Annotated in this window: 27 protein-coding genes; 20 read left to right on the top strand and 7 right to left on the bottom strand. The window is 66.8% G+C overall.

Features of this window, described 5'->3' with window-relative positions:
- Positions 1 to 2: 2 nt before the first annotated feature.
- The 6 genes from AB0K73_RS02880 to AB0K73_RS02855 all read right to left on the bottom strand — a co-directional run bounded on the left by AB0K73_RS02880 (position 3) and on the right by AB0K73_RS02855 (position 3337).
- Positions 3 to 557, bottom strand: a complete 555-nt coding sequence (locus AB0K73_RS02880) for a DUF2231 domain-containing protein (protein ID WP_360510697.1) — start codon at positions 555 to 557, stop codon at positions 3 to 5.
- Positions 558 to 1049: 492 nt separating this feature from the next.
- Entirely contained in the window at positions 1050 to 1667 is a 618-nt protein-coding gene (locus tag AB0K73_RS02875) for a hypothetical protein (protein WP_360510698.1), read from the bottom strand.
- Entirely contained in the window at positions 1667 to 2248 is a 582-nt protein-coding gene (locus tag AB0K73_RS02870; RefSeq protein ID WP_360510699.1) for a DNA/RNA endonuclease G, read from the bottom strand. The genes AB0K73_RS02875 and AB0K73_RS02870 overlap by 1 nt, the downstream gene beginning before the upstream one ends.
- Positions 2245 to 2646, bottom strand: a complete 402-nt coding sequence (locus AB0K73_RS02865; protein ID WP_360510700.1) for a hypothetical protein — start codon at positions 2644 to 2646, stop codon at positions 2245 to 2247. The genes AB0K73_RS02870 and AB0K73_RS02865 overlap by 4 nt, the downstream gene beginning before the upstream one ends.
- The gene (locus tag AB0K73_RS02860) at positions 2646 to 2834 is read right to left on the bottom strand and encodes a DUF2273 domain-containing protein (RefSeq protein ID WP_360510701.1); all 189 of its coding nucleotides are present in this window, start codon (positions 2832 to 2834) and stop codon (positions 2646 to 2648) included. Before AB0K73_RS02860 ends, AB0K73_RS02865 begins: the two co-directional genes overlap by 1 nt.
- Positions 2831 to 3337, bottom strand: a complete 507-nt coding sequence (locus AB0K73_RS02855; RefSeq protein ID WP_360510702.1) for an Asp23/Gls24 family envelope stress response protein — start codon at positions 3335 to 3337, stop codon at positions 2831 to 2833. Before AB0K73_RS02855 ends, AB0K73_RS02860 begins: the two co-directional genes overlap by 4 nt.
- Positions 3338 to 3470: 133 nt before the next feature.
- On the opposite strand from AB0K73_RS02855, the gene AB0K73_RS02850 reads away from it, so the two are divergent.
- The 6 genes from AB0K73_RS02850 to AB0K73_RS02825 all read left to right on the top strand — a co-directional run bounded on the left by AB0K73_RS02850 (position 3471) and on the right by AB0K73_RS02825 (position 7369).
- Positions 3471 to 4049 (top strand): RNA polymerase sigma factor, encoded by a 579-nt coding sequence (locus AB0K73_RS02850; RefSeq protein ID WP_360510703.1) that lies wholly within the window; start codon positions 3471 to 3473, stop codon positions 4047 to 4049.
- The gene (locus AB0K73_RS02845) at positions 4046 to 4633 is read left to right on the top strand and encodes an Asp23/Gls24 family envelope stress response protein (RefSeq protein WP_360510704.1); all 588 of its coding nucleotides are present in this window, start codon (positions 4046 to 4048) and stop codon (positions 4631 to 4633) included. The genes AB0K73_RS02850 and AB0K73_RS02845 overlap by 4 nt, the downstream gene beginning before the upstream one ends.
- Positions 4630 to 4962, top strand: coding sequence for a hypothetical protein (locus AB0K73_RS02840; protein WP_360510705.1), 333 nt, complete (start codon positions 4630 to 4632; stop codon positions 4960 to 4962). The genes AB0K73_RS02845 and AB0K73_RS02840 overlap by 4 nt, the downstream gene beginning before the upstream one ends.
- A gap of 103 nt (positions 4963 to 5065) precedes the next feature.
- Positions 5066 to 5461 carry a group 1 truncated hemoglobin gene (locus AB0K73_RS02835; protein WP_360510706.1) on the top strand — a complete coding sequence of 132 codons (396 nt, stop codon included), beginning with the start codon at positions 5066 to 5068 and terminating at the stop codon, positions 5459 to 5461.
- Positions 5462 to 5465: 4 nt separating this feature from the next.
- Entirely contained in the window at positions 5466 to 6659 is a 1194-nt protein-coding gene (locus AB0K73_RS02830) for a globin domain-containing protein (RefSeq protein ID WP_364774806.1), read from the top strand.
- A gap of 11 nt (positions 6660 to 6670) precedes the next feature.
- A complete protein-coding gene (locus AB0K73_RS02825) occupies positions 6671 to 7369 on the top strand; it encodes a hypothetical protein (RefSeq protein ID WP_360510707.1) in 699 nt (232 codons plus the stop codon).
- Positions 7370 to 7500: 131 nt separating this feature from the next.
- Here AB0K73_RS02825 and AB0K73_RS02820 read toward each other — a convergent pair whose 3' ends face one another.
- Positions 7501 to 8268, bottom strand: a complete 768-nt coding sequence (locus AB0K73_RS02820) for a helix-turn-helix domain-containing protein (protein WP_360510708.1) — start codon at positions 8266 to 8268, stop codon at positions 7501 to 7503.
- 239 nt (positions 8269 to 8507) lie between these two features.
- Here AB0K73_RS02820 and AB0K73_RS02815 point away from each other — a divergent pair, with 239 nt between their 5' ends.
- The 14 genes from AB0K73_RS02815 to AB0K73_RS02750 all read left to right on the top strand — a co-directional run bounded on the left by AB0K73_RS02815 (position 8508) and on the right by AB0K73_RS02750 (position 24298).
- Positions 8508 to 9437 carry a DUF6282 family protein gene (locus AB0K73_RS02815; protein WP_360510709.1) on the top strand — a complete coding sequence of 310 codons (930 nt, stop codon included), beginning with the start codon at positions 8508 to 8510 and terminating at the stop codon, positions 9435 to 9437.
- A gap of 21 nt (positions 9438 to 9458) precedes the next feature.
- On the top strand, positions 9459 to 10373 hold the full coding sequence (locus tag AB0K73_RS02810; protein ID WP_360510710.1) for a 3-keto-5-aminohexanoate cleavage protein: 915 nt from the start codon (positions 9459 to 9461) through the stop codon (positions 10371 to 10373).
- A gap of 22 nt (positions 10374 to 10395) precedes the next feature.
- Positions 10396 to 11337: a hypothetical protein gene (locus AB0K73_RS02805; RefSeq protein WP_360510711.1), complete on the top strand. Its 942-nt coding sequence runs from the start codon at positions 10396 to 10398 to the stop codon at positions 11335 to 11337.
- Positions 11338 to 11339: 2 nt separating this feature from the next.
- Positions 11340 to 12155 (top strand): aldolase/citrate lyase family protein, encoded by an 816-nt coding sequence (locus AB0K73_RS02800; RefSeq protein WP_360510712.1) that lies wholly within the window; start codon positions 11340 to 11342, stop codon positions 12153 to 12155.
- A 47-nt stretch (positions 12156 to 12202) separates the two neighbouring features.
- Complete coding sequence (locus AB0K73_RS02795; RefSeq protein ID WP_360510713.1) at positions 12203 to 12961, top strand: SDR family NAD(P)-dependent oxidoreductase; 759 nt, start codon at positions 12203 to 12205, stop codon at positions 12959 to 12961.
- 392 nt (positions 12962 to 13353) lie between these two features.
- Positions 13354 to 14340, top strand: coding sequence for an ABC transporter permease (locus AB0K73_RS02790; protein ID WP_360510714.1), 987 nt, complete (start codon positions 13354 to 13356; stop codon positions 14338 to 14340).
- Positions 14337 to 15275: an ABC transporter permease gene (locus AB0K73_RS02785; RefSeq protein ID WP_360510715.1), complete on the top strand. Its 939-nt coding sequence runs from the start codon at positions 14337 to 14339 to the stop codon at positions 15273 to 15275. Before AB0K73_RS02790 ends, AB0K73_RS02785 begins: the two co-directional genes overlap by 4 nt.
- Positions 15272 to 16168, top strand: a complete 897-nt coding sequence (locus AB0K73_RS02780) for an ABC transporter ATP-binding protein (RefSeq protein WP_360510716.1) — start codon at positions 15272 to 15274, stop codon at positions 16166 to 16168. Before AB0K73_RS02785 ends, AB0K73_RS02780 begins: the two co-directional genes overlap by 4 nt.
- On the top strand, positions 16158 to 16946 hold the full coding sequence (locus tag AB0K73_RS02775; RefSeq protein WP_360510717.1) for an ATP-binding cassette domain-containing protein: 789 nt from the start codon (positions 16158 to 16160) through the stop codon (positions 16944 to 16946). Before AB0K73_RS02780 ends, AB0K73_RS02775 begins: the two co-directional genes overlap by 11 nt.
- A gap of 53 nt (positions 16947 to 16999) precedes the next feature.
- On the top strand, positions 17000 to 18610 hold the full coding sequence (locus tag AB0K73_RS02770; RefSeq protein ID WP_360510718.1) for an ABC transporter substrate-binding protein: 1611 nt from the start codon (positions 17000 to 17002) through the stop codon (positions 18608 to 18610).
- A 98-nt stretch (positions 18611 to 18708) separates the two neighbouring features.
- A complete protein-coding gene (locus AB0K73_RS02765) occupies positions 18709 to 19641 on the top strand; it encodes an amidohydrolase family protein (RefSeq protein ID WP_360510719.1) in 933 nt (310 codons plus the stop codon).
- A 2-nt stretch (positions 19642 to 19643) separates the two neighbouring features.
- Positions 19644 to 20798 carry a sialidase family protein gene (locus AB0K73_RS02760; RefSeq protein ID WP_360510720.1) on the top strand — a complete coding sequence of 385 codons (1155 nt, stop codon included), beginning with the start codon at positions 19644 to 19646 and terminating at the stop codon, positions 20796 to 20798.
- Positions 20799 to 20855: 57 nt separating this feature from the next.
- Entirely contained in the window at positions 20856 to 22475 is a 1620-nt protein-coding gene (locus AB0K73_RS02755; protein WP_360510721.1) for an ABC transporter substrate-binding protein, read from the top strand.
- Between the two features lie 2 nt (positions 22476 to 22477).
- A complete protein-coding gene (locus tag AB0K73_RS02750; protein WP_360510722.1) occupies positions 22478 to 24298 on the top strand; it encodes a nuclear transport factor 2 family protein in 1821 nt (606 codons plus the stop codon).

The raw sequence follows: 24298 nt of genomic DNA, 5'->3' as shown, positions 1-24298 counted from the left end.
GGTCAGCCCTCCCGGCGGAAACCGGTCAGCTGCTCATGCTCGTCGGCAACTCGGACGCCGTAATGGTAGGCGAGCTTGCCGCCGAGCCATCCGGACACCCCGAGCACCAGCACACCGAGCACGCTGAGCACGATGGCCGCGATGCTCACGTCGCCCGGCTCGGCGGCGAGGCGGATGATGAGGCTGATCAGGAACACGACGACGACGCCGAGGTTCAACGCCATGTGCGTGAGCCCGGTTCGTCGCGCCGGCGTGCCGGCTGCCAATTGCAGCAGGTCGAGCAGCCCGAAGATCGCGGCGAGGACGGCCCCCACGAGCCCGATCACCACGAGCACCGTGGCACCGAGCGCGTACGGCGACGGGTCGTCGGCGAAGAGCGAGATCACGTCGAACACGACGCTGGCGATCCACGCGCCGATCGGGATGGTCACCAGGATGGGATGGAATGGATGGCCGTAGGGCCCGGCAATGGCGACGCGGGGGTGCTTGGCCTCGTGCAGCGCGTCCCCGCCGTCCAAGCGCCCGCCACCCCGATGTGATGCGGTGTTGCGGTTCATCGGTCGACCTCCTTCCCCTCATCTTCGAGGAGACGGGTCATCCGGGGCAGGGGGTTGACCGGATCGTTCGGTGATCGATCCCATGATCGCCTCGATGCTCTGCTCGGCAGGAAGGGAATACTCCCGTCGATCGATGATGACCCTGATCACACGCATGGTTCCCCGTTCACGGCGGTCGTTCCCCGTTCAGCTTCTCGCAGCCCAGTCTGGGGGCCGCGAGCAAACACGGGAACGCCCTTGACCTCGCGACCACCGGATGCAACGGCGGCGGACGCCGACGCGGTCATCGGTGCCCTCCGGATGTTCCGCGAACGTGATCTCGGCGGTCATCGGTACCGGTTCGGGCGAAGCCGGCCGCCGCGTGCTGTCCACCGCGTTGGTGAACACGAGTCGTCGTTCGTCTTCGACGACGAGGAAGAGCGCGTCGGAATGCGGAATCCGGCGGAGACGAACCGCTCCGCTCCGGTCGGCCTGATGCCCGTCCGAGCTGCCCTACGCGAGCCTGCGCTGATCGTTGGCGAATCTCGCGCGCAACCCGGAGTGGATGGAGATGAACGTCGGCATGTCCCGGCCGGTCAAGGTGGCAAGGTTCGTGACGAGCTGATCGACGTCTTCGGCCACGTGCCGGGGGGACGTGTTCTGGCGCGGTGTCACGCTGACGTGCATGACGGGCTGCTTCCGGATGTCGTTGGCGGTGACGTTGGAGAAGAGGATCTCGTCACGTTCCCCGAGGGAGTTCTTCAACGCGTCGGAGACGAAGCCTTCTCCGACGATCACCCGGCCGAGGGGGTTCTCCTGGCCGCTGGAGCGGAGAACCGTGCGTGAGCGGCCCCCGCCGATCGTTCGCAACAGAATGGCGACGAGCACCACCAGGAGCAGCAGGATGAGCGCGAGTGCGGCGAGGGTGATCCAACTCAGGGTGGTCTCGCCGATCATCGTCGCTTCGATGGCCTGCTCGATCGAGGCACCGGCGGCTTCGCCGGTCCAGGTCCAGTACGGCGCGGCTACGGGCCATGCGATCACGACCACAGCGGCGACTCCGAGCACGAGGAGCACGATGCCGACGATGAGCAGGACGATGCGGTTGACGGCTCGGTTGGTGTTGTTCATCAGCTGAGTTCGCTCTCTTGACGTCGAAGGGTATGAACCCGCGTCTTCACCGACGGAGTGAGCTGATAGGTCGCCATCTCGGATTCCGCCAGTTCCCGGACGCGTTCCGCATCGAGCGGAACTCCCGGACCAGGCGTCACCGTCACATCGACCCTCCGGTGGGACACTCCGACGGAGATGTTGTCGCGGGCGATGCCGGTCTCGTCACTGAGGTGCTGAGCGAGAGACGACGCGATCACCCCGTTGTCGACGACGACGGCCCGATCGGTCCAGGCCATCTGGTGCTTGGGCAGGCGCCCGGGAGCCACGGCCAGGAACACGAAGACGAGACCGATGACGGCCAGCACGATTCCGCCGGCGACCACTGCCCACGAGGGCTGCGCGCTGGGCAGTGCGGCGATCCACGCGAATGCCGCCTCGGGCCCGACCAGCAGGGCCGGCTGCGCGAGGAGGTGCAGCATGATCTCGACGCCGATGTACACCAGCGCGAGGATCAGGATGACGACAGCGATGATCATGGCAACCGTGCGAGGCGAGTGGGTCTCCCGGCGCACGATGCGTCGGAATGCGGGGGTGCTCATTTCACTCGCTTCTTCTGCGCGATGACCGCGCCGGTCACCGTGATGTTGACGCGCACGACATCGCGTCCGATGACGCGCGCGAGGCGGTCACGGAGCTCGTGCTGGATCGAAGCGACCCGTTCCAGCACGGGCTTCCCGGCCTGGATGGCCATCGTGTCGTCCAGAGCCGGGATCGGCAGCGGGGTGGAGATCCGCACCGCGATCCCGCCACGGTATTCCGCGACATCCACCGACACCTGGCCGCGGTCGACGCCCACCGTGTCGGCGCTCACTTCTCGGGCCACCTTCACGAGCACACGTTCCTCGACATCGATCCGGCCGGGAAGGCTCGGCGGCGGCGCCTCGGCGGCGACCAGCGCGGGGCCACCGCCGAGGGACGCTGCAGCTGCCGTGACCATTACGACGTGCGCCGGCCGGTGAACACGTCGGCGAGTCCGCGAACGTCGAGCTTCCCCGACGCGATGCGGCCCAGGACCGCCCCGACAGCCATGAACACGGCGACGAGGAGGAATCCCCAGAACCCGAACAGGATGATGGAGATCGCCAGGATGGCGCCGATCAGGGCACCGGCGATGGTGGTCGTCATGAGACTCGCGACTCTTCCTCGTCCCTGCCGTCGCCGGGCAGGTGCACGTCGTTGACCGCGACGTTGACCTCGACGACCTCGAGCCCGACCAGTGAGCTGATCGCACCGCTGACGGCGGCACGAACATTCCTCGCGACGTCCTGAATCGGAGCAGGATACTCGACCACGATGGTGATGTCGGCGGCGGCCTGCGTCTCGCCGACCTCCACCTTGACGCCCTGGGTCAGATCGGTCGCATTGACCGCATCACGCAGGGCGCCGAACGCGCGCGCGCTGCCGCCGCCGAGCGCGTACACGCCCGTGACCTCACGGGCGGCGATCCCCGCGACCTTCGCGACGACGCCGTCGGCGATGGTGGTGCGACCTGCAGCGGCCGCCCCGGCGGAGACTCGGGACTGTGCGGACGAACGGTCGACGCGCGAACCGCTTGCGGCCGTGGACGTCGGTGCAGCCGGCATCTGGGAGCTGCCGCTGGTGGCGGAGTACTGATCTTCGGTAGCCATGGAAAGTCCTCTTAACGGTGGAGTAGGCGAAACGCAATCACCTTGTGGCTCAGCGTCGGAGCGATACCGTCGCTCTACAGGTAAGAGACGCGGTGGAGCGCATTCGTCACAAATCGTCCTCGAGGAGGGTGGGGTGGCAGCATCCGAACGGGAGAACCCCTCATCCCATCGACTGCGCCTCGTCAATGACGAGATCCTCGTCGCACGAGCGGTCGATGGCGATACGGCCGCGTTCGAGACGCTCGTGCAGCGGCACGGGCCCCTCATGCGTGCCTATACCTCGCGGATGGTCGGGTCCCGGACGGAAGCCGACGATGTCGTCCAGGAGGCGTTCATCGTCGCGTGGCGACAACTCCCCACACTCCGGAATGGCGGCTCCGTGAAGTCGTGGCTGATGAGAATCGCCAGCCGACAGGCGCTCGCCCACATCAGGCGACGACCGACGGATGCCGCCCTCCCCCCGCGCGAAGTCCCGGTACCCACCGACACGCACCCCGAGAACGTGGCCGTGCGGAACGCGGAACTCAGGGCCCTCTCAGTCGCTCTCGACAAGCTGCCCGAAGACCAACGCCAATGCTGGCTGCTCCGGGAGATCGCAGAGTTGAGCTACAACGAGATGGCCGAGGAATTGCACCTGTCGCCCGCCACCGTGAGAGGTAAGCTCGCGCGTGCGCGTACGAACATCACCGCGCAGATGGACGGGTGGCGATGAACGAACCGGAACCCACCCTCGAATGCGGCAAGACCGTCGAAGAGCTCGGCGACTACCTCGCCGCCGACCGAACCCCGTACGACCCGACGATCGAGACCTGCCCGGTGTGTCTCAACGAACTCCGTGCACTCGCCCGGGTCTCTCGGCTCTCCGGCGATCTCCTCGCGCAGGATGCCGCGACACTCCCCGCCCCGCCGGACACCTGGCTGCAGGCGATCATGCACAACATCCACCGAGAGATGCGTGCCGGTCGCGACCTTCCCCTCCGCCACCCCGACCCGCGCGTGCGCATCACCGTGACCGAAGGCGCCGTCCTGGCCCTCATCCGCGCCGCCGCCGACGACCTCGATGGCCTCATCGTGGGCAAGTGCGAGCTCCTCGGTGACGCCGACCGCCCCGGTGCATCCGTCGATGTGCATCTCACCGCCAGCGTCCGCTGGGGCCGACCGATCCCCGAGCTGTCCACCGCACTTCGCGACGTCGTGTCCACCGCGCTGGGCCGGCACACGGAACTCGACATCGCCGCCGTCGACGTGACCATCGAGGACCTCCATGGTTACGTCGCCACCAAGGAGGTGCGATGACGTCAGCAGATCCAGTGGACGCAGGTCCGAGCGACGTTCTCACCGAGCGGGTCCTCGCCGTCGCGGGAGTCGAACGGGTCTTCCCGCCCACCGCCCTCACCGCACGCCTGCCCGACCTCGTCGCGGCGCTCGCCACCGGCAAGCTCGAACCTCCCAGCAGGGTCGACGTCAGCGACACCGATGGGACCACCGTCGTCAACGCCCGGATCGCGACCCGACGCGAAAGCGACACGCCCAGAACCGCACGGCAGGTCGCCGACACGCTCATGGAGAGCTTGGATCAGGCTGCGGCCGTCAGCATCCGGATTCGCGTCGTACAGATCACGTGACCACGCGGCATCCGGAGCATGTGGCCTGTGGAGAACCGGAACTGCCCGGCGGCTCGATTCTGCTAAGAATGATGGCCTCTGCCCTGCCAGCGATTGGATGAACGTGACGAATCAGGCCGACCTCGAAGCTCCCAGTGACTACGCCGCGGTAGGCGGCGCACCCGCGATCGCCGCAGTCGTCGACCGGTTCTACCAGCTCGTGCTCGGCGACGACGGGCTCCGCGGGTACTTCGACGGCATCGAGATGGTTCGGCTCAAGCGTCACCAGGTGGCGCTGGTGTCGCAGGTCATGGGCGGACCGGTCGGCTACGACGGGCGCGACCTGCGTGCAGCGCATGCCGGCATGCGCATCTCGCCCGAGGATTTCGCCTCGGTGGCCGCCCACCTGGTGACGTCGCTGACGGAAGCCGGCGTCGAGCCCGCCATCATCGACCGGGTGGTGGCGGCGATCGGCGGCACCGAACCCGACATCGTCGAGGCCCACCCGGCGGGCGCGTAACGCGGTGGACACTGCCGCACTGAAGGAGACGTGGGCACTGGCCGAAGGCCTCGGGGACGAGGTGCCGCTGTTCTTCTACTCGCACCTGTTCCTGTCCCACCCCGAACTGCGGAGCATGTTCCCGGTCTCGATGGCAACGCAGCGAGACAAGCTCGTCGGCGCTCTCGGCCGAATCGTCTCGCGGGTGGATCAGCTCGACGAAGTGACTGGGTTCATCCAGCAGCTCGGCCGCGACCACCGGCGCTTCGATGTCATCGCCTCGCATTACAACGCCGTCGGTGCATCCCTGCTCGCGACCTTGAGGCACTTCCTGGGTGAGCGATGGACGGAAGACGTCGCGGACGACTGGGCCGAGGCCTACGGCGTGATCGCCACCGTCATGGTCCAAGCCGCCGAAGCATCGGAACAGACCAGTCCGGCATACTGGTCGGGCCACGTCGTCTCGGTGGAGCGGCGGGGCCTCGACCTCGCGGTGATCCAAGTCCGTCCCGAGAGTGAGCTGGCCTTCGTGCCGGGCCAGTCGGTTGCCGTCGAGATCGCCTCCCGGCCACGGCTGTGGCGCTATCTCAGCCCGGCCAACGCGCCCCGACGCGACGGAACGCTCGAATTCCACGTGCAGATGGTGCCGGGTGGCCAGGTCAGCAGCACGATCGTGCGCTCCCTCGAGGTCGGCGAAACGGTGCGCCTCGGGGCCCCAGTGGGCCAGGAGCTGACACTGGAGGGCGCCGAGCGCGAGCGCGACCTGATCATGGTCGCCGGTGGAACCGGGCTGGCGCCGCTGCGAGCGCACCTGGAGCGGATCGACCAGGACTGGAAGTCCACCGGATGGGCCCCTCAGGTCCACCTGTTCCACGGAGCGCGGTTGCCGTGGAACCTCTACGAGAACCGGTTGTTGAGGAACCTCGCGGGCAGGCCATGGTTCAGCTACACGCCAGTCGTCTCCGACGACCCCAGCTACCCCGGCCGCAAGGGCCTGGTCGGCGACATCGCCGCCGACAGCGGCCCGCTGCGCGGACTCCTCGCCCTGGTGTGCGGATCGCCCGAAATGGTGCGGCACACGGTTTCGCGGCTCCGTGAAGCCGGCATCCCGCACGACGACGTCCGGATCGAGCAGTTCGCTACCCTCGACGAAGAGAGCCACGCCGTGCATCACCACACCCACAACCCGCAGCCCGCTCGGCTGCCGCAGAGCGCATAGGGGGACCACGCATGACGCAGAACGGGACCGACCCCGACGGCCTTGCCCCAACGCCAGGCACGCGGCCCGAGAATGCCCTGGCCGACGCAGTGGGCAGCCTGCCGGTCGCCCAGCCCGTGTCGTTCACCATGAAGATGAGGGGCGGCGCCTACGACCGACTCGAAGTCGACAGGTTCATGGGAGAACTCTCTCAGTCGATCGCCCAGGTCCGGGAGGCGGTGGCCGGCGCCGAGCAGGAGCTCGCTGCACTGCGGGCCGAGAACACCAAGCTCCGCGAGTCGGGGATCCCCGCCGATGAGGAGGAGATCACCGCCGGAGCGGTCGGGTTGCTCACCCAGGCGCAGCAGATCGCCGACAAGGCGGTCGCTGACGCCGAGCGATACGCCCGCGATCTGGTGCTCACCGCTCGGAACCAATACCGCGAGATCCTGGAGCGCGCCGAGAACAGCGCCGGTCAGGCAACCGCGACGCTTGCCTCGCACCAGGGTCCAGCCGTCCCCGAGATCGAGTACGTGCGCACGTACGCCCAAGTGGCCCAGATCCAGTTGCGCTCGGTCCTCGACGCACTCACCGAACAGGTCGACCGCCTCGGCGGCCTGCCCCAGCCGGCACCCGAACCCGTCGAGGAGCTCGAGACCGACGACGACCCCATCGGCGAACCCGAGTGGGAGCCCTCGATCTCGGTGCAGCCTGCCGCCCAGCCGAGCTGACCTCGGGTGTGGGTCCTGTGACGGGTCAGTCGACTTATGAGTGAGGCCAACCCCCGCCGGTGGTCGTCGCGATGACGGCGGGGTGAGCGAGGCGGGGACGGCCGCTGTGAGCAGCCGGAACCCCGCTCCCGCTAGGTCGCCAGTAGGCTGCTCAGCTGCTCCGCGGCGTCGGCAAGCTGCGTCAAGGTCGTCGCCGACCGTTCGTCGGGAGAAAGCGACTCACTCGTCCCGAGGAGCGCCATCGCGGCCTGGATGTCGTGGGGACCGAACACGGGCACGGCGACGGAGGCGAGTCCCATGCGCCCGAGGTCTGCCCACGCGACCCGCTCGCGTCGTACCTGCTCGAGCTCCCTCGCCTCCGCGCTCATCTCCGCCACGGAGAGCGCCGCATGCATGCGCTGGACGACGGTCGGGTCGGACTGGAAGGCGAGAAGGACGCGGGACTGCGCGGCGCGCAGTTCGAGCACAGTACCGAGGCGAACCGTCAAGATGATCGTCCCGGCGCTCGCCTCCTCGACGAGCGTGACGGTGGCGCCCGTACGCCCCAGGAAGCTCAGCACAGAGGTGAGCCCCGTCTGGTCCGAGAGGTACCGCATGATCTCGGGGGCGAAGTCGAGAATCTGTTGACGTCCTGAGATGACGGCCGACAGTTGCTCGAAGATCGGACCCAGCCCGTACGCGGCGTCGAGGAAACCCGAACTCTGCAGCGCTTGAAGGTAGCGATGGGCCGTCGTCCGATTGAGTCCGAGCCGCTCGGCGACGGCGCCCGTGGTCAGGGCGCGCGTGTGCTCGTCGAGGATGCCCAGCACTGCAGCCGCCCGATCGATGGATTGGATCGAGCCCTTCTCGGTCTCGGCGAGCGTGGTGATCTCGGCGTCATGGCGGCTTTCTTCGGACAAGCGTTCATTGCGCATCGCTCACCTGGGCATGGTCGAGTGACCGGTGATTGAGCGATATGCAACCAGAAGATTCATAATACGAACACTAGGTGCGATGCATCCGACTCGTCAATCCACCGCTCTTCCCCGTGGCTGCCCGGAAATCGGTGCCATGTAGGGGAATCGGCTCGGTGGACAAGACAATCGTGGATCCGTAATATGAACCTCATGAGTCACAATCCGGACAGAAGGGCAGTCGGATGAACGCCCCCGGCACCCGCCCCACGCCGTCGCCCGCGCTTCTCGCAGTTGTCGACGGAGCCGTCGACCTGCACGTGCACTCGGGTCCGAGCCCGTTCCCACGCAAGTTGAATCACGTGGAGGCGTCATATGACGCGGCTTCGATCAATCTCCGCGCGCTTCTCATCAAGTCCCATCACCACAACACGGTCATGGATCTCCTGGCGATGGGTGATCTGTTGAAGGACGCGCCGACGCCGGTCTACGGGGGTGTGGCCCTCAATTCCGAGGTCGGCGGAGTCAACCCTTCGGCTGTCGCGGTGGCCATCCAGATGGGTGGCCGCGCCGTGTGGGGTCCGACCGTGTCGGCGGCACGGCACATCGAAGCGCACAGCCACGACGACGGATTCCCCACCCTCTCAGACGATCTCGAAGAGCGGGAGGAGTCGATCTTCGACGCTTCTGGAGAGGTATCGGCCGAGAGCGTTCGTGTGACTCAGCTCGTCGCCGACGCGGGCATCATGCTGACCGGCGGACATCTGGACGTCGTCTCGCAGAAGGCGTTCTTCGCCACCGCGAAGAAGTCCGGCGTTCAGCGACTCCTCGTCCACCACCCCGATTTCATCATCGGCGCCTCGGATGGCGACGTCGAGGAGCTCCTCTCCTATGGCGCCTACGTCGAACATGAGATGTCGATGTACCACCCCGGTGTCGCAGCCCCCGGGTGGCCGATCAGCCGCCTCGTCGACTGGATCGAGAAGATCGGGCCGGAACGAACGGTCATCGACTCCGATCTCGGCCAGCGAGACAACCCGTATCCGGTCGACGGGTATATCTACGTGATCCAGCAGCTGCTGGACCACGGGGTGAAAGAGAAGGACATCCGCCAGATGATCTGCCACAACACGGCGTATCTCCTGGGACTCGAAGAAACCCCGCGGGCGGCCTGAGCCGTGAGGCGTGCAGATCGGGTGATCATCTCCACGGCGGTGACCGGCAGCGTCAACGTCCCATCGCAGAGCGAGTACCTGCCACTGTCGGCCGAGGAGGTCGTCACCGCGTCGCTCGAGGCGGCCGCGGCGGGTTCGGCGATCATTCACCTCCACGCTCGGCACCCCGACGGCCGCCCCGCTTTCGAGGCCTCGGTGTTCGAGGAGATCATCCCGGCGATCCTCGCCGAGACCGACGTCGTCATCAACATGAGCACCGGCGGCTCATCGCAGATGACGATCGAGGAGCGCCTGGCCGGCGCCGTTCGGTTCAGCCCGGAACTCGCGAGCCTGAACATGGGCTCGATGAATTTCGTCTACTCCGGCATCGCAGACAAGGTGACGAAATGGCGATACGAGTGGGAGAAGCCCTATGTACAGGGCACCTACTCGCATCCGTTCATCAACTCCTTCGACAAGATCGAGTACGTCCTGCGCGAATTGGGTGAAGGAGGCGGCACACGGTTCGAATTCGAGTGCTACGACATCGGTCACCTGTATACGCTCGCCTACTTCGCCGACAAAGGCCTTGCCGCACCGCCGTTCATGATCCAAGGGGTCTTCGGCATCCTCGGCGGCATCGGCGCGGACCACGCGAACCTCACCCACATGGTGACGATCGCCGACAAGCTCTTCGGGGATGACTACCAGTTCTCGGCGTTCGCCGCAGGCCGCGATCAGATGCAGTTCGCCACCCACTCCGCCTGGCTCGGGGGCCACGTGCGGGTCGGGCTCGAGGACAGCCTGTGGATAGGAAAGGGGCGCCTCGCCGAGTCGAACGCCCAGCAGGTGGAGAAGATCCGCGGCGTCGTCGAGGATCTCGGTCGCGAGATCGCCACCCCCGATGATGCACGCCGGATGCTCGGCCTCAAGGGCCTGGCCGGTGTCACCCTCTGACCGTCTACCGAGGAGCCATTCGATGAGCACCCAATACGCCGCAGACGACATCCGCTCCCGATTGGCAGTGGCTGCGCCCGTGAATCCCGTCGACCCTTCGACGCCGATCAAGCCGGCCCAGTGGATCGAGTTCCTCTCGCACGAGCCCACGGAAGTCACCGAACGCGGGAGTCGCACGTGGAATGCCCGCAGCGCGACTCTCGTCATCTCCTACACGTCGGCGAAGGCAGGTGACGTTTTGATGCGCGTCGGTCAGCCCGACGAGTATGCCCTGCTGCAGTATTCCGGCAGCGCGCCGGTGCGGATCTCCACAGACGGCTCGGTGGCCGTGGTCGACGAGGAGGCGTTCGTCGTCATCCCGCCGGGTGACTCGAGCGTCGAGGTTCTCGAGAGCGGCGTCGTCATCCGAGTCTTCTCGGTCATCGCCGACGACCTCCGCGGCAGTGTGCTGAACGTCCACGCCTATGCCGAACCCGACGCGCGTGCGGCTCCGCTGGGCGAGTGGCCCGATCCGGTCGGCGGATTCCGCCTGCGGGTCTACCGCCTGGCGGACGCCCCGATCAGCGAGGGGCGGTTTGGCCGCATCTTCCGTACCACGAACGTCATGGTGAACTTCCTCGCCGAAGAGCCGGGGCCGCGAGACCGGCACAAGCTCTCGCCGCACCATCATGACGACTTCGAGCAGGTGTCCCTCGCGGTGCAAGGCGACTTCGTGCACCACATCCGGTACCCGTGGGGGCCGGACTCCTCGCAGTGGCGGCCCGACGAGAGTCGGCGCATCGCGACGCCCTCGATCTGCATCATCCCACCGCCGACGATCCACACCACCCAGGGGGTCGGTGACCACCAGCAGCTCATCGACATCTTCTCCCCTCCACGCGTCGATTTCTCGACATCCGGATGGGTGCTCAACGCGGCCGACTATCCGGCGAAGCCCGGGTCGGGCATCCCCGAGGGGAACTAGCGGTGTCCACACTGCCGCTCCGCCACAGTCTCTTCCGCGCTGCCCTGCGGAAGTCGGATGGCCCGGCGCTCGGTACATGGGTGAAGCTGCCGGCTGTCGAGAGCATGGAGATCGTCGCGCTCGCCGGGTTTGACTTCGCGGTCATCGATCTCGAGCATTCCGCGATGAGCCTGGAGTCCGCCTACCGGCACATCGGCGTCGCGTTGCTCACCGGAGTATCGCCGATCGTGCGCGTTCCCGGCCTTGACGGTGGCATCGTCCAGAGGGTTCTCGACGCCGGCGCAGAGGGCATCATGCTGCCCCACGTCGACGACGTCGCGCAGGCACGTGAGGCCGCGAAACTCGCCCGCTTCCCACCCCACGGGACGCGCGGTGTCGGGAGCACGAGCCGAGCCGGCGCGTGGGGCGGGCTGCCGCGCGAGGAGTACTTCCGCTACGGCAACGACGAAGTCGTGTTCATACCGCAGATCGAGTCTGCTGAAGCCGCTCGCAACGCAGGCGCGATCGCCCGCGTCCAGGGAGTCGACGCCCTTCTCATCGGTGCCGCTGATCTGTCGACGGGTGAAGGCACGTCGGAGGATGATCCCCACGTGACCGGGATCATCGCCCGTGCCGTCCGCGATACCGTCGCCTCCGGTGTTCCGATCGGCAACGCCGGCGGCGCCACGGTCACGTCCGTGCAGGCGGCCGTCGATGCGGGCTTCACATTCACGATGATGAGCAACGACGCCACCCTGCTCGCCAGCGCCGCGACGGCTGCAGTTTCCGCAGGGCGAACTGTGGGCTATGCGAGACAACCTGAAGGTGCTACGACGTAAGACGCGCGCGGAGCCCCAGGAGCATCCGCACCGACCGAAGGAGCCGAATGACCATGGGACTACTCGACGGGAAGACGCTGCTGCTGGTCGGCGCGAGCGCGGGGATCGGTGTCGAAGCCGCTCGAGTCTTCGCGCAGGAGGGCGCCCGACTCATGCTCGCCGCTCGGTCGGAGGAACCACTCGAGAGGTTGGCCACCGATCTGACGGATGCCGGTCACGAGGCCGATTTCGTCCGCGCCGATGTGACCATCGCGGCCGACACCGCGCGAATGGTGGATGACACGGTCGCGCGTTTCGGCCGACTCGACGCGGCCTTCAACAATGCCGGACTCAGTCAGGTCGGCCTCCTGCACGAGGTCGGCGAGGAGGACTTCGACCGACTGATGGCCGTCAACGTCAAAGGCGTGTGGCTGTGCCTGCGCGAGCAGCTGCGAGTCATGCGCGCACAGGGGTCGGGCTCGATCGTGAACACATCGAGCGTCGGCGGGTACAAGGGCGCAACCGGACTCGGCGCCTATCAGGCGTCGAAGCATGCGGTGATCGGCCTCACACGCGCTGCGGCGCATGACAATGGACCGCTCGGCATCAGGGTGAACGCTGTAGCACCCGGACCGACTGAGTCGGCGATGCTCGACCAGATGCGCGCCGCCGATCCCGATGCCATCCCGAAGCGCCTTGCGGCGATGCCGCTCCGGAAGGTCGGCACTGGCGCGGAGGTCGCGAACGCTGTCGCGTGGCTGCTGAGCGACCGGGCGAGTCACGTGACGGGCGTCGTGCTCCCCGTGGAAGGCGGCATGACCGCCTGACGTCGATCCGGCTGCGCCGTAAGGCGGTCTTCGTCGAGAACGAATGGCTACCGCTGCGATACCGCAATCGGCTGCCGGCGGTCATATCGCGAAACATGTGGGTGCATCGTGATTCAACGAGCCAGTGCCAGGGTTGCGGCCTGAGCGATCCTGCTGCGGGCACCCTGCGGTTCCTCCCTTGCGTGCACGCCTTGAGAGGGCTGTATGCGTACTTCAGTTGAGGCTGGACAAACAAGAATGATGGACCGTATTATGAACCAGCAGCACGCATTCCGACCACAAGGAGGTAATCGGATGGCCGAGAGCACCGCGGATCCGCGATCGTCGATCGCGCCCCAGGCTGTTCGCCCCCAGCGCGTGGCCGAGGGTCCCGTGGAGCGGGGGGTCCGTCGATGAAGGCACGTCTGGTGCATTACGGCCGCTTGCTCGGCTCGTCGTTCATCCTCTTCATCGCCGTCATCACGACGCTCTTCTTCCTGTTGGAGATCGCTCCCGGCGATCCGATCCAGGCCTTGGTCGGCGACGTCGCCCTCTCGGACGAACTCCGCGAACGACTCACGGTCGCCTACGGGCTCGACCGGCCGGTGTTCGAGCGATACCTCACCTACGTCGGCAACGTGCTCACGGCCGACCTCGGGCTCTCGGTCGGCACCAACAACGAGCCGGTGCTCGACATCATCATGAGTCGAGCCGGCAAGACGCTGGCTCTCGCGGTTCCCGCGTTCCTCATCTCGACGACGGGCGGCATCCTGCTCGGCTCCGTCGCGGCTCGCACTCGCAAGCGTTGGCTTGATGGTGGGATCTCCGGACTCGCCGTCGGCCTGTTCTCGGTGCCCAACTTCTGGTTCGGCATGCTGCTCATCCTGCTGTTCTCGATCACCCTGGGATGGCTCCCGACACAGGGGAGTGCCCCGTTCGGCCAGAGCGGCATCGACTGGCGGTACGCGATCCTCCCGGTCATCACGATGGCGTCGACCGAACTCGCCTACAAGACCCGCATCATGCGGTCGTCGATGATCGAATCCCTCGGGCAGGACTTCATCGACACCGCTCGTTCGAAGGGACTCACGTCGTCACAGGTGTTGTGGCGCCACGCCCTCCCGAACGCGCTTCTGCCCATGGTGACGATCTCGGGCTACAGCCTCGGCTTCATCTTCGCCGGCTCCGCCCTGGTCGAGCGCGTGTTCGGATGGCCCGGCATGGGACTGCTGTTCATCGACTCGATCGACCGGCAGAACAACATGGTCGTCCTCGGCATCGTGATCGTACTGACCGTCACCATCCTCATCGTCAACATCCTCACCGACGTGGTCTACGGCCTCGTCGATCCACGATTGCGCGCGCGGTTCTCACCGAAGAAGAAGGAGGTCGCAGCATGACGCTCTCGGACCAGACGTCGATTCCCAACCCCCAGCTCGATGAGGAAACACGACTCGCGACCCCGACCGAGCAGATCACCGCGGTGGTGCGCGACCGTCCCACCGAGCGCTCGGGGTGGAGGGTCTTCCTCACGAAGCCGTCGACCCGGGTCTTCATCCCCGTCATCATGTTCTTCGTACTGCTCTCCATCTTCGGGCCCCTCTTCGTCGGCGACCCGATCGCGGCGGGCTTCCCCAAGCTGTTGCCTCCGGGTTCGCCCGAGCACCTTCTGGGAACCGACCAGCTGGGCCGCGACTTCCTCGCGAGGCTGGTCAACGGCGGCCGGGTCTCGTTGCTCGTCGGCTTCACGGTCGCGATCCTGTGCATGACGATCGGGCTCGTCGTGGGAGGTCTCGCCGGCTACTACGGCGGCGTCATGGACGCGATCATGGTGAAGCTCGCCGAGTATTTCCAGGTTCTGCCCGGCATCGTCCTCGCCCTCGTCATCGCGGCCCTCCTCGGCGCGAACGTCTTCTTCATCGTCATCATTCTGGCCATCACGATGTGGCCGGGCGTTGCCCGCATCGTGCGTGCCGAAGCGATGCGCGTCTCGCAGCTCGGCTACGTCGAGTCGTCGAAGGCCGCGGGCTTTCGCGGCGTGCGGATCATCTGGTCCGACGTCATCCCGAATGTGATGCCGCCGGTGCTCGTTGCCACCACGATGACGGTCGGCCGTGCCATCCTGATCGAATCGGGGCTCTCGTACCTCGGAATCGGCGACCCGAGCCGCCCCAGTTGGGGAGCGCTGCTCAATTCCGCGCAATCGTACATGCGCGACGGCTGGTGGCTCGCGATATTGCCGGGCGCCTGCATCGTCCTCGTCGTGCTCGCGATCAACATGCTCGGCGACGCACTCAATGACTCCTTCAACCCGACGGTCGGGAGGGTCAAGTGACCGCGTCCAACAGCACTGCGACGAGTCCGCTCCTCGAGGTCACCGGCCTCAACGTGTTCCTGCCGACCGGGCGGCGCAGTGAGATCGAGGCGGTGCGACATGTCGACCTCGTCGTTCACGACGGTGAACGGGTCGGCATTGTGGGGGAGTCGGGATCGGGCAAGTCCGTCACCGGACGCGCGATCGCTGGACTGCTGCCGACCTCGCCGCTCGTCCGGGTGAACGGGTCCATCCGATTCGCCGGCACCGAGATGATCGGGGCCCCGGTGGCTCAGTGGAACGAGATCCGGCGCGAGCGCGTCGGCATGATCTTCCAGGACCCCCTCACCTTCCTCAACCCGGTCATGCGGATCGGTCGCCAGGTCGCTGAATCGATCCCGCTGGTCCGCGTGAGCGGCGACCACCGTGCGCAGTTGGCTGCGGTGCACGAATTCCTCGACAAGGCGGGGCTGGAGAACGTCGCGCAGGTGGCGAACAGCTTCCCCCACGAACTGAGCGGTGGGATGCGGCAGCGTGTCCTCATCGCGATCGCCATCGCGAAGCGTCCCGCCCTCATCCTCGCCGACGAGCCCACGACGGCGCTCGACGCCACGGTGCAGCAGCGCGTCCTCCGCACGCTCGACACGACGGTCGCCGACCTCGGCACGGCGATGATCCTCATTTCGCACGACCTCGCAGTCGTCGCGGGAATGACCGACCGCGTCTACGTCATGTACGCGGGACAGATCGTCGAGGAGGGCACGACCGAGCAGGTCCTGGAGAGTCCCCAGCACCGCTACACCCAGGCGCTGCTGCGCAGCGTGCACAGCATCAGCGAACCCGACACCGAGCTGTACTCGATCCCGGCGTCGCTGCGGCACGAACTCAATGCGGAGGTCGCTCATGCTTCTTGAGGCCAAGAACGTCTCGAAGACGTTCCGATCGCGGCGCTCCTCCGGCGCCGTTCATGCGGTGAAGGATGCGACGCTCCGCGCGCGCCCCGGCGAGTTCATCGCGATCGTCGGGGAGTCGGGCAGCGGCAAGTCGACGCTCGCCCGCATCCTCCTCGACCTCATTCCACCCTCGACCGGAACGGTGGAGCTCGACGGTACGCGTATCAGCACGCTCCGCGGCGAGCAGTACCGGGGCTACCGCCAGGTCGTCCAGGCGGTGCTGCAGGATCCCGCGGGTTCGCTGAACCCCCGCAAGCGCGTCGAGCGGACGATCGGTGAGGTCATCCGGCTGCACGGGATGGCCCGCAGATCCGCAGACGTGCGGGCCAAAGTGCTCGAAGTGCTCGAGCTGGTCGGCATGTCCCCCGCCCAGCCCTTTCTCGACCGGTACCCGCACGAACTCAGCGGGGGTCAGCGCCAACGCGTTCTGATCGCACGTGCGATCTCGCTCAACCCGCAGATCATCGTCGCCGATGAGGCCGTCTCCGCACTCGACGCCTCGGTCAAGGCCGGTGTACTGCGGGTCATGGTCGATCTCAAGGACCGCCTGGGCGTGGGCTATGTCTTCATCACCCATGACCTTCCGCTGGTGCAGAAGGTCGCCGACTACGTCTACGTCATGCGCTCCGGCGAGATCGTCGAGCAGGGGCGCAAGGAGACGATCTTCTCCGCGCCGGAGCATCCCTACACCCAGACCCTGCTCGCGGCTGCTCCGGTGCTCCGCAGGCGGCCCCACTGACGCACATCCAACACCGATATCACCGAACTCAGGCAGAGAGGCAAGAGAACGAGATGAAGAACACAGGGAAGAGAGGTGGGGCGCTCGCGCTCATCCTCGCAAGCGCGCTGGCGGTCACCGCCTGCACGGGTGACACCGGCGGTGGCGCCACTGAGAAGGCGGACGACGGTGTCGAACGCATCTACGTCCAAGCCGTCGGCGGCGATCCCGTCACCTTCGGGATGAACGCGCAGTTCTCGAGCGCGCCGATCTCCCAGCTCATGAGCGCCCAGATGATGGACACCCTCGTGATGCTGTCCGATGATTACCAGCTGACCCCAGGCCTCGCGGAGCGCTGGGAACTGAGCGACGACGGCCTCGAGCTCACGCTGGAGCTGCGCGAGGGAGTCACCTGGCACGACGGTGAGCCGTTCACCGCGGAGGATGTGAAATTCAACTTCGACGAGATCGTGCCCCTCCAGGTCTACGGCGGCCCTCTCGCCGAGCGGATCGAATCGACGGAGATCACCGACGATACGACCGTCGTGGTGAGCTTGAGTGCCCCGTACGGCCCCCTCCTCGAGGCGGTCGCGATGCAGTTCATGATTCCCAAGCACATCTACGAGGGGACCGACTACCTCTCCAATCCGGCGAACAACGAGCCCGTGGGCACCGGCCCCTTCATGTTCGAGTCGTACTCGTCGGGTGAGCAGGTCACGATGGTCAGGAACCCCGACTACTGGGGCGGCGACATCGAGGTGGATCGACTGGTCTATACGACGCTGCCCGATGCGAACACCCGCGCCGTCTCGCTCTTCGCAGGGGAGATCGACCAGGCGGCGATCAACCCGGCTGAGCAGGAGCGGGTCACCGACGACCCGAACACGGAGTTGCTCGACGGCGGCCTCTTCGGACAGGTCGTGGTCGCGATGTTCAACACCCAGTCCCCGTACCTGCAGGATGCAAAGGTTCGGGCCGCGATCTTCTCGGCCCTGGATCGGCAGGAGATCGCCGATACGGCCCTCTCCGGGCTTGCGGAACCGGCGAACGGATTCTTCCCGGACTCGATCGACTGGGCGGTGAACCCCGATGTCGATTTCGACAAGCGCTTCCCGCGCGACATCAAGTCCATCGAGAAGACGCTCGATGAGGCCGGCTTCCCCCGCGGTGCCGATGGGACGCGCTTCACCCTCCGACTGAACTACATCACCCCCCTCACCGAGGTGGGCGCCACGGTGGAACTGGCGCAGTCGATGCTCTCCGAGGTGGGCATTGCAACGGAGGTCCTCGGGACATCCGGGGCCATCTTCAATGAGCAGACCTACACGAACAGTGACTTCGACATGGCGTTCCTGCGAACGAGCCTTGGGCCGGACCCGAGCGTCGGTATCACCCGCTGGTACGTGTGCAACCCGAACAAGCTCGCGGCATCGAACCCCTCGGGCATCTGCGATGCGGAGATCGACGAGGCGGCGGACGCGGCACTGGCGACGACCGACCAGAAGGTGCGCGGCGAAGCTCTCAAGGACCTCCAGGAGCGTGCCGAGGAGCTCATGTTCTACGGCACGCTCGCCTGGTACTACGGGGCCAACGGCACCGTCAACACGACGCGCTGGGACGGCCAGAACGAGCGGCCGCCGATGACGTCGCGGATGCCCTGGCTCGAGATGACGCCCGTCGACTGATCGCTCCAGCTCCGTGCGCGTGGGGCCGGCCCCGAAGCCGGCCCCACGCCGACCGACACCAATCGATCCGCCAACCGCCCACCGAAAGCATGAACGCCATGGCCTTGCCCCTCTTCGACACCCACGCGCATCTCATCTCGGACGATTGGGAGACCTATCCGCCGAAGCCGCTGCGCCCAGACCTCCCCGAACCCAAGAAGCCCGACTACCGGGTCACGGCAGAGGACCTCATCAGAATGATGGACGAGCAGGGTGTCGCGGAGGCAGCCCTCGTCCAGCGCGGGCACCTGTACGGCTACGACAACAGCTACATCCTGTCGTCCGCCCAGAAGTACCCCGGCCGTCTTCACCCGGTCGTCATCCTCGACGCACAGGACCCGGCCACGCCGGATGTGTATCGCGACATGGTCGCCAACCAGGGCGTCAGGGGGTTCCGCCTCGCGGGTCTGCGGCCCTGGTTCCTCGACACCGCATGGATGAGTTCGGCGCAGGCGATGGAGGTGTGGCGCGTCTGCGCCGAACTCGGCACCCCGATGACGTTGATCCTCTTCATGAATCAGCTGCCGTACATGCTGCCGCTCATCAAGATCATCGCCCGCGAATTCCCCGACCTGCCCATCCTGCTCGATCACGGTGGGATGCCCTACGGGATGACGCAATACGAAGTGGGCCTCGCGAAGACCGCCGGTCGCGAGGTCGTGCTGCCTCGCGCACCGCACTTCGGGATCGACTCCACGATCGGTCTCCTCCAGGACACACCGAACGTGCTTTTCAAGATCACCGAGATCAACATGGAGCGGTTCGAGGCCGAGGGCGTGCGCGCGGCGCACGTGGTTCGGCGCATGGTCGACGAATTCGGTCCGGACCGGCTCGTCTGGGGTTCTGATGTCGGTCAAAGCATGCTCTGGGATTACACCGAGAAGGCCGCGATGGCACGCGCCGCAGCCGAATTCCTGACCGACGAAGAGGCACGCAGGTTCCTCCACGACAACGCCGCGCGCGTCTACACGAACGCGCGCTCGGAGGCATGACCATGATCCGGCAGTTCGCCAAGCCCCGTGTGCCGCGCGAGATCGAGCATGACGTCGTGTATCGCCGCGACGACGAGTTCACCGCCTGGCCCTACACGATGGGCTTCTGGGAAACCGGCTCGGGGGAGCTCGTCCAGTGCGTCATGACCTTGGATGCCGACTACGGCGATGCCGCGAACGTCAGTCACGACCAGCTCGGCGAGCGGAAGGGGCGCGGCACCCGCATCGTCACCGTGCGCTCCACCGACCGGGGCCGCACCTGGAGCGAGCCGGCGTTCGACGTCTACCCGTCGATCCGAGCGAGCGACACCGGGCGGCCCGCCGATCTCTCGGAGTTCGGACCGATCGATTACCTCGACGGCAACACCCTGCTGGGCAACAGCACGACCGACTTCGGCAAGCCCGAGGGGCGCTCGTACGTGCGCGTGTCGAAGGACGCCGGCCGCAGTTGGTCGCCCGCCGCAGAGCTGCCGCTCGACGGTCTGGACTCGCTCCTCGGGATCAACTCGGCGTTGGTGCGGCCCGACGGCCGGGCGCTCCTCTTCCTCACCTCGGTGAGCAAGGATGGCTGGACCCGGCGACCGCTGGTCTACGGCAGCACCGACGATGGCACCGAGTTCCACTTCCTCTCCTTCATCACGCCGAAGGAGGACCCGTTCGGCGCCGCCGACGGCGACTGGACGAGCACCTATCGTTTCGGAGGCCACCGGTGGTTCTACCCGCGCGGAGTGCTGCTGCCCAGCGGCCGCATCCTGTGCACGCTTCGCAGCCAGCGCGACCCACGGGGAGTCATGTGGACCGAGGTGCACTCCAGCGACGACGGCGGGCTCACGTGGGAGTTCCTCTCCCGGGTCAACGATTTCGGCGCCCCGGGGAGCCTCGTCGTCCTGTCGGATGGTCGGCTCGTTGTCGTCTACGGCTATCGGCAGAAGCCCTACGGCATCCGTGCCGTGGTCAGCGACGACGGCGGGGCGACCTGGGGTCCGGAGATCATCATCCGCGATGACGGCGGCAGCTGGGACCTCGGCTACCCCAACGCATTCGAGGTCGAGCCCGGCCAGGTCGGCGCCATCTACTACATGAACGAACGGGATGACGCGATCCAGGCGAACGGCGGCGTGCGCCACATCGCGCGCAGCATCTTCTCGATCGACTGACCCCGTCACCCAGCACGGAACCACCACCCCCCACTCAGGCAAGGAAGCAGGAGAACGATGTCGAAATTCCAAGTACGACGTGGCGCGATCGTCGCCGCGTTCGTCGCGGGGGCGCTTACGCTCAGCGGATGCGTCGCCACCACCGCCAGTGAACCGGATGCCGGATCCGATAGCACCGAGCCCCAGGGTGTCTGGGTGCGCGCCCTCAACGGTGACCCGATGGCCGTCGGCATGAACGCGCAGCTGACGGCCGGGACGGTGCCCAGCCTGTTCAGTGCGCAGCTCTTCGATCCGCTCATCTTCCTCTCGCCCGAGGACGGGTCACTCAACCCGGGCCTTGCGGAGAGTTGGGAGCTCAGCGAAGACGGCCTGGAACTCACGTTCGAGCTGCGCGACGGCGTGACGTGGCACGACGGAGAGCCGTTCACCGCGGAGGACGTCGTCTTCAACTATGAGGAGATCGTTCCACTCCAGACGTACGGGGCGGCGCTTGCGTCGCACATCGAGTCGGTCGAGGGAGTCGACGAGGACACGGTCGTGCTCACGCTCGCGGAGGCCTACGGCCCGCTGCTGGAGACCGTCGCGACCCAGTACATGCTTCCGCGGCACCTCTACGAGGGCACCGATTACCTCCTCAACCCCGCGAACAAGGCGCCGGTCGGCACCGGCCCGATGAAGTACGAGACGTACAGCCCGGGCGAATCGGTCACGCTCGCGGCGAACACCGAGTACTGGGGTCCCGTCCCGCGGGTGGCGGAGGCGGTCTACACGGTCATCCCCGACCCCAACAGCCGCATGGAGGCGCTCAGTGCCGGAGAGATCGACCAGGCCATCATCGAGCCGTCGCATCAGGGACGCGTTGCCGACGCCGATGATCTGCAGCTGATTCAGCACGGCGACTACCCGCAGGTCGTGACGATGACCTTCAACGCCCGCAACCCGGCACTCGCCTCCCCTGAGGCTCGCGCGGCCGTGTTCGCCGCACTCGACCGCGAGGAGCTGGTCGAGGTCGGCATGTCCGGTGTCGGTGAGGCTGCGACCGGGTTCTTCCCCGAGTCCCTCGACTGGGCTCGTGACCCCGACATCGACTTCGACGAGGACTTCCCGCGAGACCTCGATGCGATCGAGGAGGCGCTCGACGACGCCGGGTTCCCGCGCGGCGCCGACGGCACCCGGTTCACGGTCAAGATCGTCTACATCCAGACCCTCACCGAGGTCGTCGGCGCCGTCGAACTCGCGCAGTCGATGCTGCACGAGATCGGGATCGAGTCGACCCTCGTGCCGAGCACCGGCCCCGCTTACAGCGAGGCGCTGTACTCGACCTCCGACTTCGACCTCGCCTTCTCGCGGGCGAGCATCGGGCCGGATCCCAGTCTCGGTATCGCCACTCGCTACATCTGCGCGCCGAAGCTGACCTCGGGCTACAACCCCTCCGACGTCTGCGACGAGAAGATCGAGGCCGCGGCAGCGGAAGCGCTCACGACGGTCGACCAGGAAGAGCGCGGTGAGGCGTTCCGGGTGCTCCAGCAGCGGGCACGCGACCTCATGTTCTTCACGCCGATCGCCTGGTTCAACGGGGCCTTCCCCACGGTCTACACGGGACGGTGGGATGGCCAGGACGATCCGCGCGACATCGCCGAGCGGATGCCCTGGTCGACGATGACGCTGGTCGGCTGATCGTGGCGCCGGACGACCGCGGATCCGTCGCGGCCGGTGTCGCGGATGCCGCGGCCGTCCGTGCGGTCAAGAGACTTCAGCACGCGTGGGCCCACTACGCGGAAGCCGGAGACCTGACCGCGATGGCCGAGCTGTTCTCCCGGGGCGGCAGGCTCGTGCTGCCGCCCCGGGAGGCGACCGGGCGCACGGCCATCCACGCGCTCCTCGTCTCCGTCATGGGCCACGGGCAGCCGTCCTATCCCACCGACCGGCTCAACGTGCCGTTGTTCTTCTCACCCGTCATCACCGTCTCGGCCGACGGCCGCGCCCGTGGTCGTTGGCACGAGTTGGCGATGACCGGCAGGTTCGGCAGACGCGCCTCGTGGACCGGCGGCATCCACGAGAACGAGTACGTCCTCGAGGACGGCGTCTGGAAGATCGCGGAGCTGCACTACCATCCGCAGTTCGCCGGGTCGCACGCCGATGGGTGGCGGAACGTCTCGGACGCCGTGCCGCTCGTGCCGTTTCACTTCACCCCCGACGACGCCGGGCGGCCCGTCGTGCGGAACCCCCCGGCCCGGGGGGAGGATGACGTGGACCCATCGACGCTCGCGGCACGTGCCCAGTCGGCGGTCGACGAGAGCCTGATCCACAACGTGATCGCCGCCTACGGACACTATCTTGACCGGAAGCTCTGGGACGACGTCGCCGACCTCTTCGCCGAGGACGGTGTCCTCCAGTACACGGATCACGCATGGGTGGGTCGCCATGCGATCCGGGAGGGTCTCGAGGAATTCGGGCCGGCCGGCCTCCGCCATGGCGAACTCTTCGACCATTACCAGTTGATGCCCGTGGTGACGCTGGCTCCCGACGGGTCGAGCGCCGAGCTGCGCGGCATCGAACTTCAGATCCTCGGCCGCCATGGCGTCTCGGGACAGTGGGGGGTGCGGATCAGCGACGCGCGATTGCGCCGAGTCGGCGAACGATGGGTCCTCGCGTCGCTGCGCTTCTCGCCCCGACTCCTGGCCGATCACGCGATCGGCTGGGACCGGGACCTGCCCGGCCTGGCGCCGAACTCGACCGCCTATCCTCATCACCCCGGTCCGGCGGTCCGCTTCCCCCACCCGGTGCTCGACACGCGCCCGGTGCCGGGCCAGACCTCCGACGGCGGACTCGAGCAGGCGAAGCGGGCGCTCGTCGTTGCCCGTGCCTTCGATGCCGCCGAGAACCTGGCCTCGGCGTACGGATACTTCCTCGATGAGGCGCATTGGGACGAATCGGCCGACCTGTTCGCCCGTGAGGGCTGGAAGGAGCTCTCGTTCGTCGGCACGTACATCGGTCGCGAGCGCATCCGGGATTCCCTCATCGCTCGATACGGCCGGCGGCAGCGCCGGCCCGATTTCCTCCCCATTCACCAGAAGACGCAGCCGTACATGAGCGTGTCGCCCGACGGGGACCGCGTTCAGATCCGTCTCAAGATGCTTCAGGTCAACAGCGGATGGGAGACAGAGGCGAGCATCGTGACCGGCTTCTATGAGGAGCAGGCGATCATCGAGGATGGGATCTGGCGGATTCACGGCATGGATCTCGACTACGTCGTGGTCGCCGAATGGGCCGGCGGGTGGGCGGGCGTCAGCCCTGGGCTGTCGCGCAAGTTCGCGCCCGACGACGCCACCATCGCGGCCTTCAGTCCTGCCCCCGATGGACCATTGCGCGGACTGGCCTTCGCTCCATACCCCGAGATCGGCCCTGTCGGCTACCACTACGCCAACCCGGTCTCCGGTCGCGAGCCCGCGCTGCGCTTCCAGTGGTCTGATGGGCGGTTCGGCGCACCGGTCGATTGA

The organism is Agromyces sp. NPDC052230, assembly GCF_040679595.1.
Classification (GTDB): Bacteria; Actinomycetota; Actinomycetes; order Actinomycetales; family Microbacteriaceae; genus Agromyces.
This window is presented reverse-complemented; position numbering and strand designations above follow the sequence as displayed.

Bases quoted from the DNA above. Each gene is read 5' to 3' on its own strand.
- AB0K73_RS02880 (WP_360510697.1), bottom strand. From the start codon at position 557: ATGAACCGCAACACCGCATCACATCGGGGTGGCGGGCGCTTGGACGGC.
- AB0K73_RS02875 (WP_360510698.1), bottom strand. From the start codon at position 1,667: ATGAACAACACCAACCGAGCCGTCAACCGCATCGTCCTGCTCATCGTC.
- AB0K73_RS02870 (WP_360510699.1), bottom strand. From the start codon at position 2,248: ATGAGCACCCCCGCATTCCGACGCATCGTGCGCCGGGAGACCCACTCG.
- AB0K73_RS02865 (WP_360510700.1), bottom strand. From the start codon at position 2,646: ATGGTCACGGCAGCTGCAGCGTCCCTCGGCGGTGGCCCCGCGCTGGTC.
- AB0K73_RS02860 (WP_360510701.1), bottom strand. From the start codon at position 2,834: ATGACGACCACCATCGCCGGTGCCCTGATCGGCGCCATCCTGGCGATC.
- AB0K73_RS02855 (WP_360510702.1), bottom strand. From the start codon at position 3,337: ATGGCTACCGAAGATCAGTACTCCGCCACCAGCGGCAGCTCCCAGATG.
- AB0K73_RS02845 (WP_360510704.1), top strand. From the start codon at position 4,046: ATGAACGAACCGGAACCCACCCTCGAATGCGGCAAGACCGTCGAAGAG.
- AB0K73_RS02840 (WP_360510705.1), top strand. From the start codon at position 4,630: ATGACGTCAGCAGATCCAGTGGACGCAGGTCCGAGCGACGTTCTCACC.
- AB0K73_RS02825 (WP_360510707.1), top strand. From the start codon at position 6,671: ATGACGCAGAACGGGACCGACCCCGACGGCCTTGCCCCAACGCCAGGC.
- AB0K73_RS02815 (WP_360510709.1), top strand. From the start codon at position 8,508: ATGAACGCCCCCGGCACCCGCCCCACGCCGTCGCCCGCGCTTCTCGCA.
- AB0K73_RS02805 (WP_360510711.1), top strand. From the start codon at position 10,396: ATGAGCACCCAATACGCCGCAGACGACATCCGCTCCCGATTGGCAGTG.
- AB0K73_RS02795 (WP_360510713.1), top strand. From the start codon at position 12,203: ATGACCATGGGACTACTCGACGGGAAGACGCTGCTGCTGGTCGGCGCG.
- AB0K73_RS02790 (WP_360510714.1), top strand. From the start codon at position 13,354: ATGAAGGCACGTCTGGTGCATTACGGCCGCTTGCTCGGCTCGTCGTTC.
- AB0K73_RS02785 (WP_360510715.1), top strand. From the start codon at position 14,337: ATGACGCTCTCGGACCAGACGTCGATTCCCAACCCCCAGCTCGATGAG.
- AB0K73_RS02775 (WP_360510717.1), top strand. From the start codon at position 16,158: ATGCTTCTTGAGGCCAAGAACGTCTCGAAGACGTTCCGATCGCGGCGC.
- AB0K73_RS02770 (WP_360510718.1), top strand. From the start codon at position 17,000: ATGAAGAACACAGGGAAGAGAGGTGGGGCGCTCGCGCTCATCCTCGCA.
- AB0K73_RS02765 (WP_360510719.1), top strand. From the start codon at position 18,709: ATGGCCTTGCCCCTCTTCGACACCCACGCGCATCTCATCTCGGACGAT.
- AB0K73_RS02760 (WP_360510720.1), top strand. From the start codon at position 19,644: ATGATCCGGCAGTTCGCCAAGCCCCGTGTGCCGCGCGAGATCGAGCAT.
- AB0K73_RS02755 (WP_360510721.1), top strand. From the start codon at position 20,856: ATGTCGAAATTCCAAGTACGACGTGGCGCGATCGTCGCCGCGTTCGTC.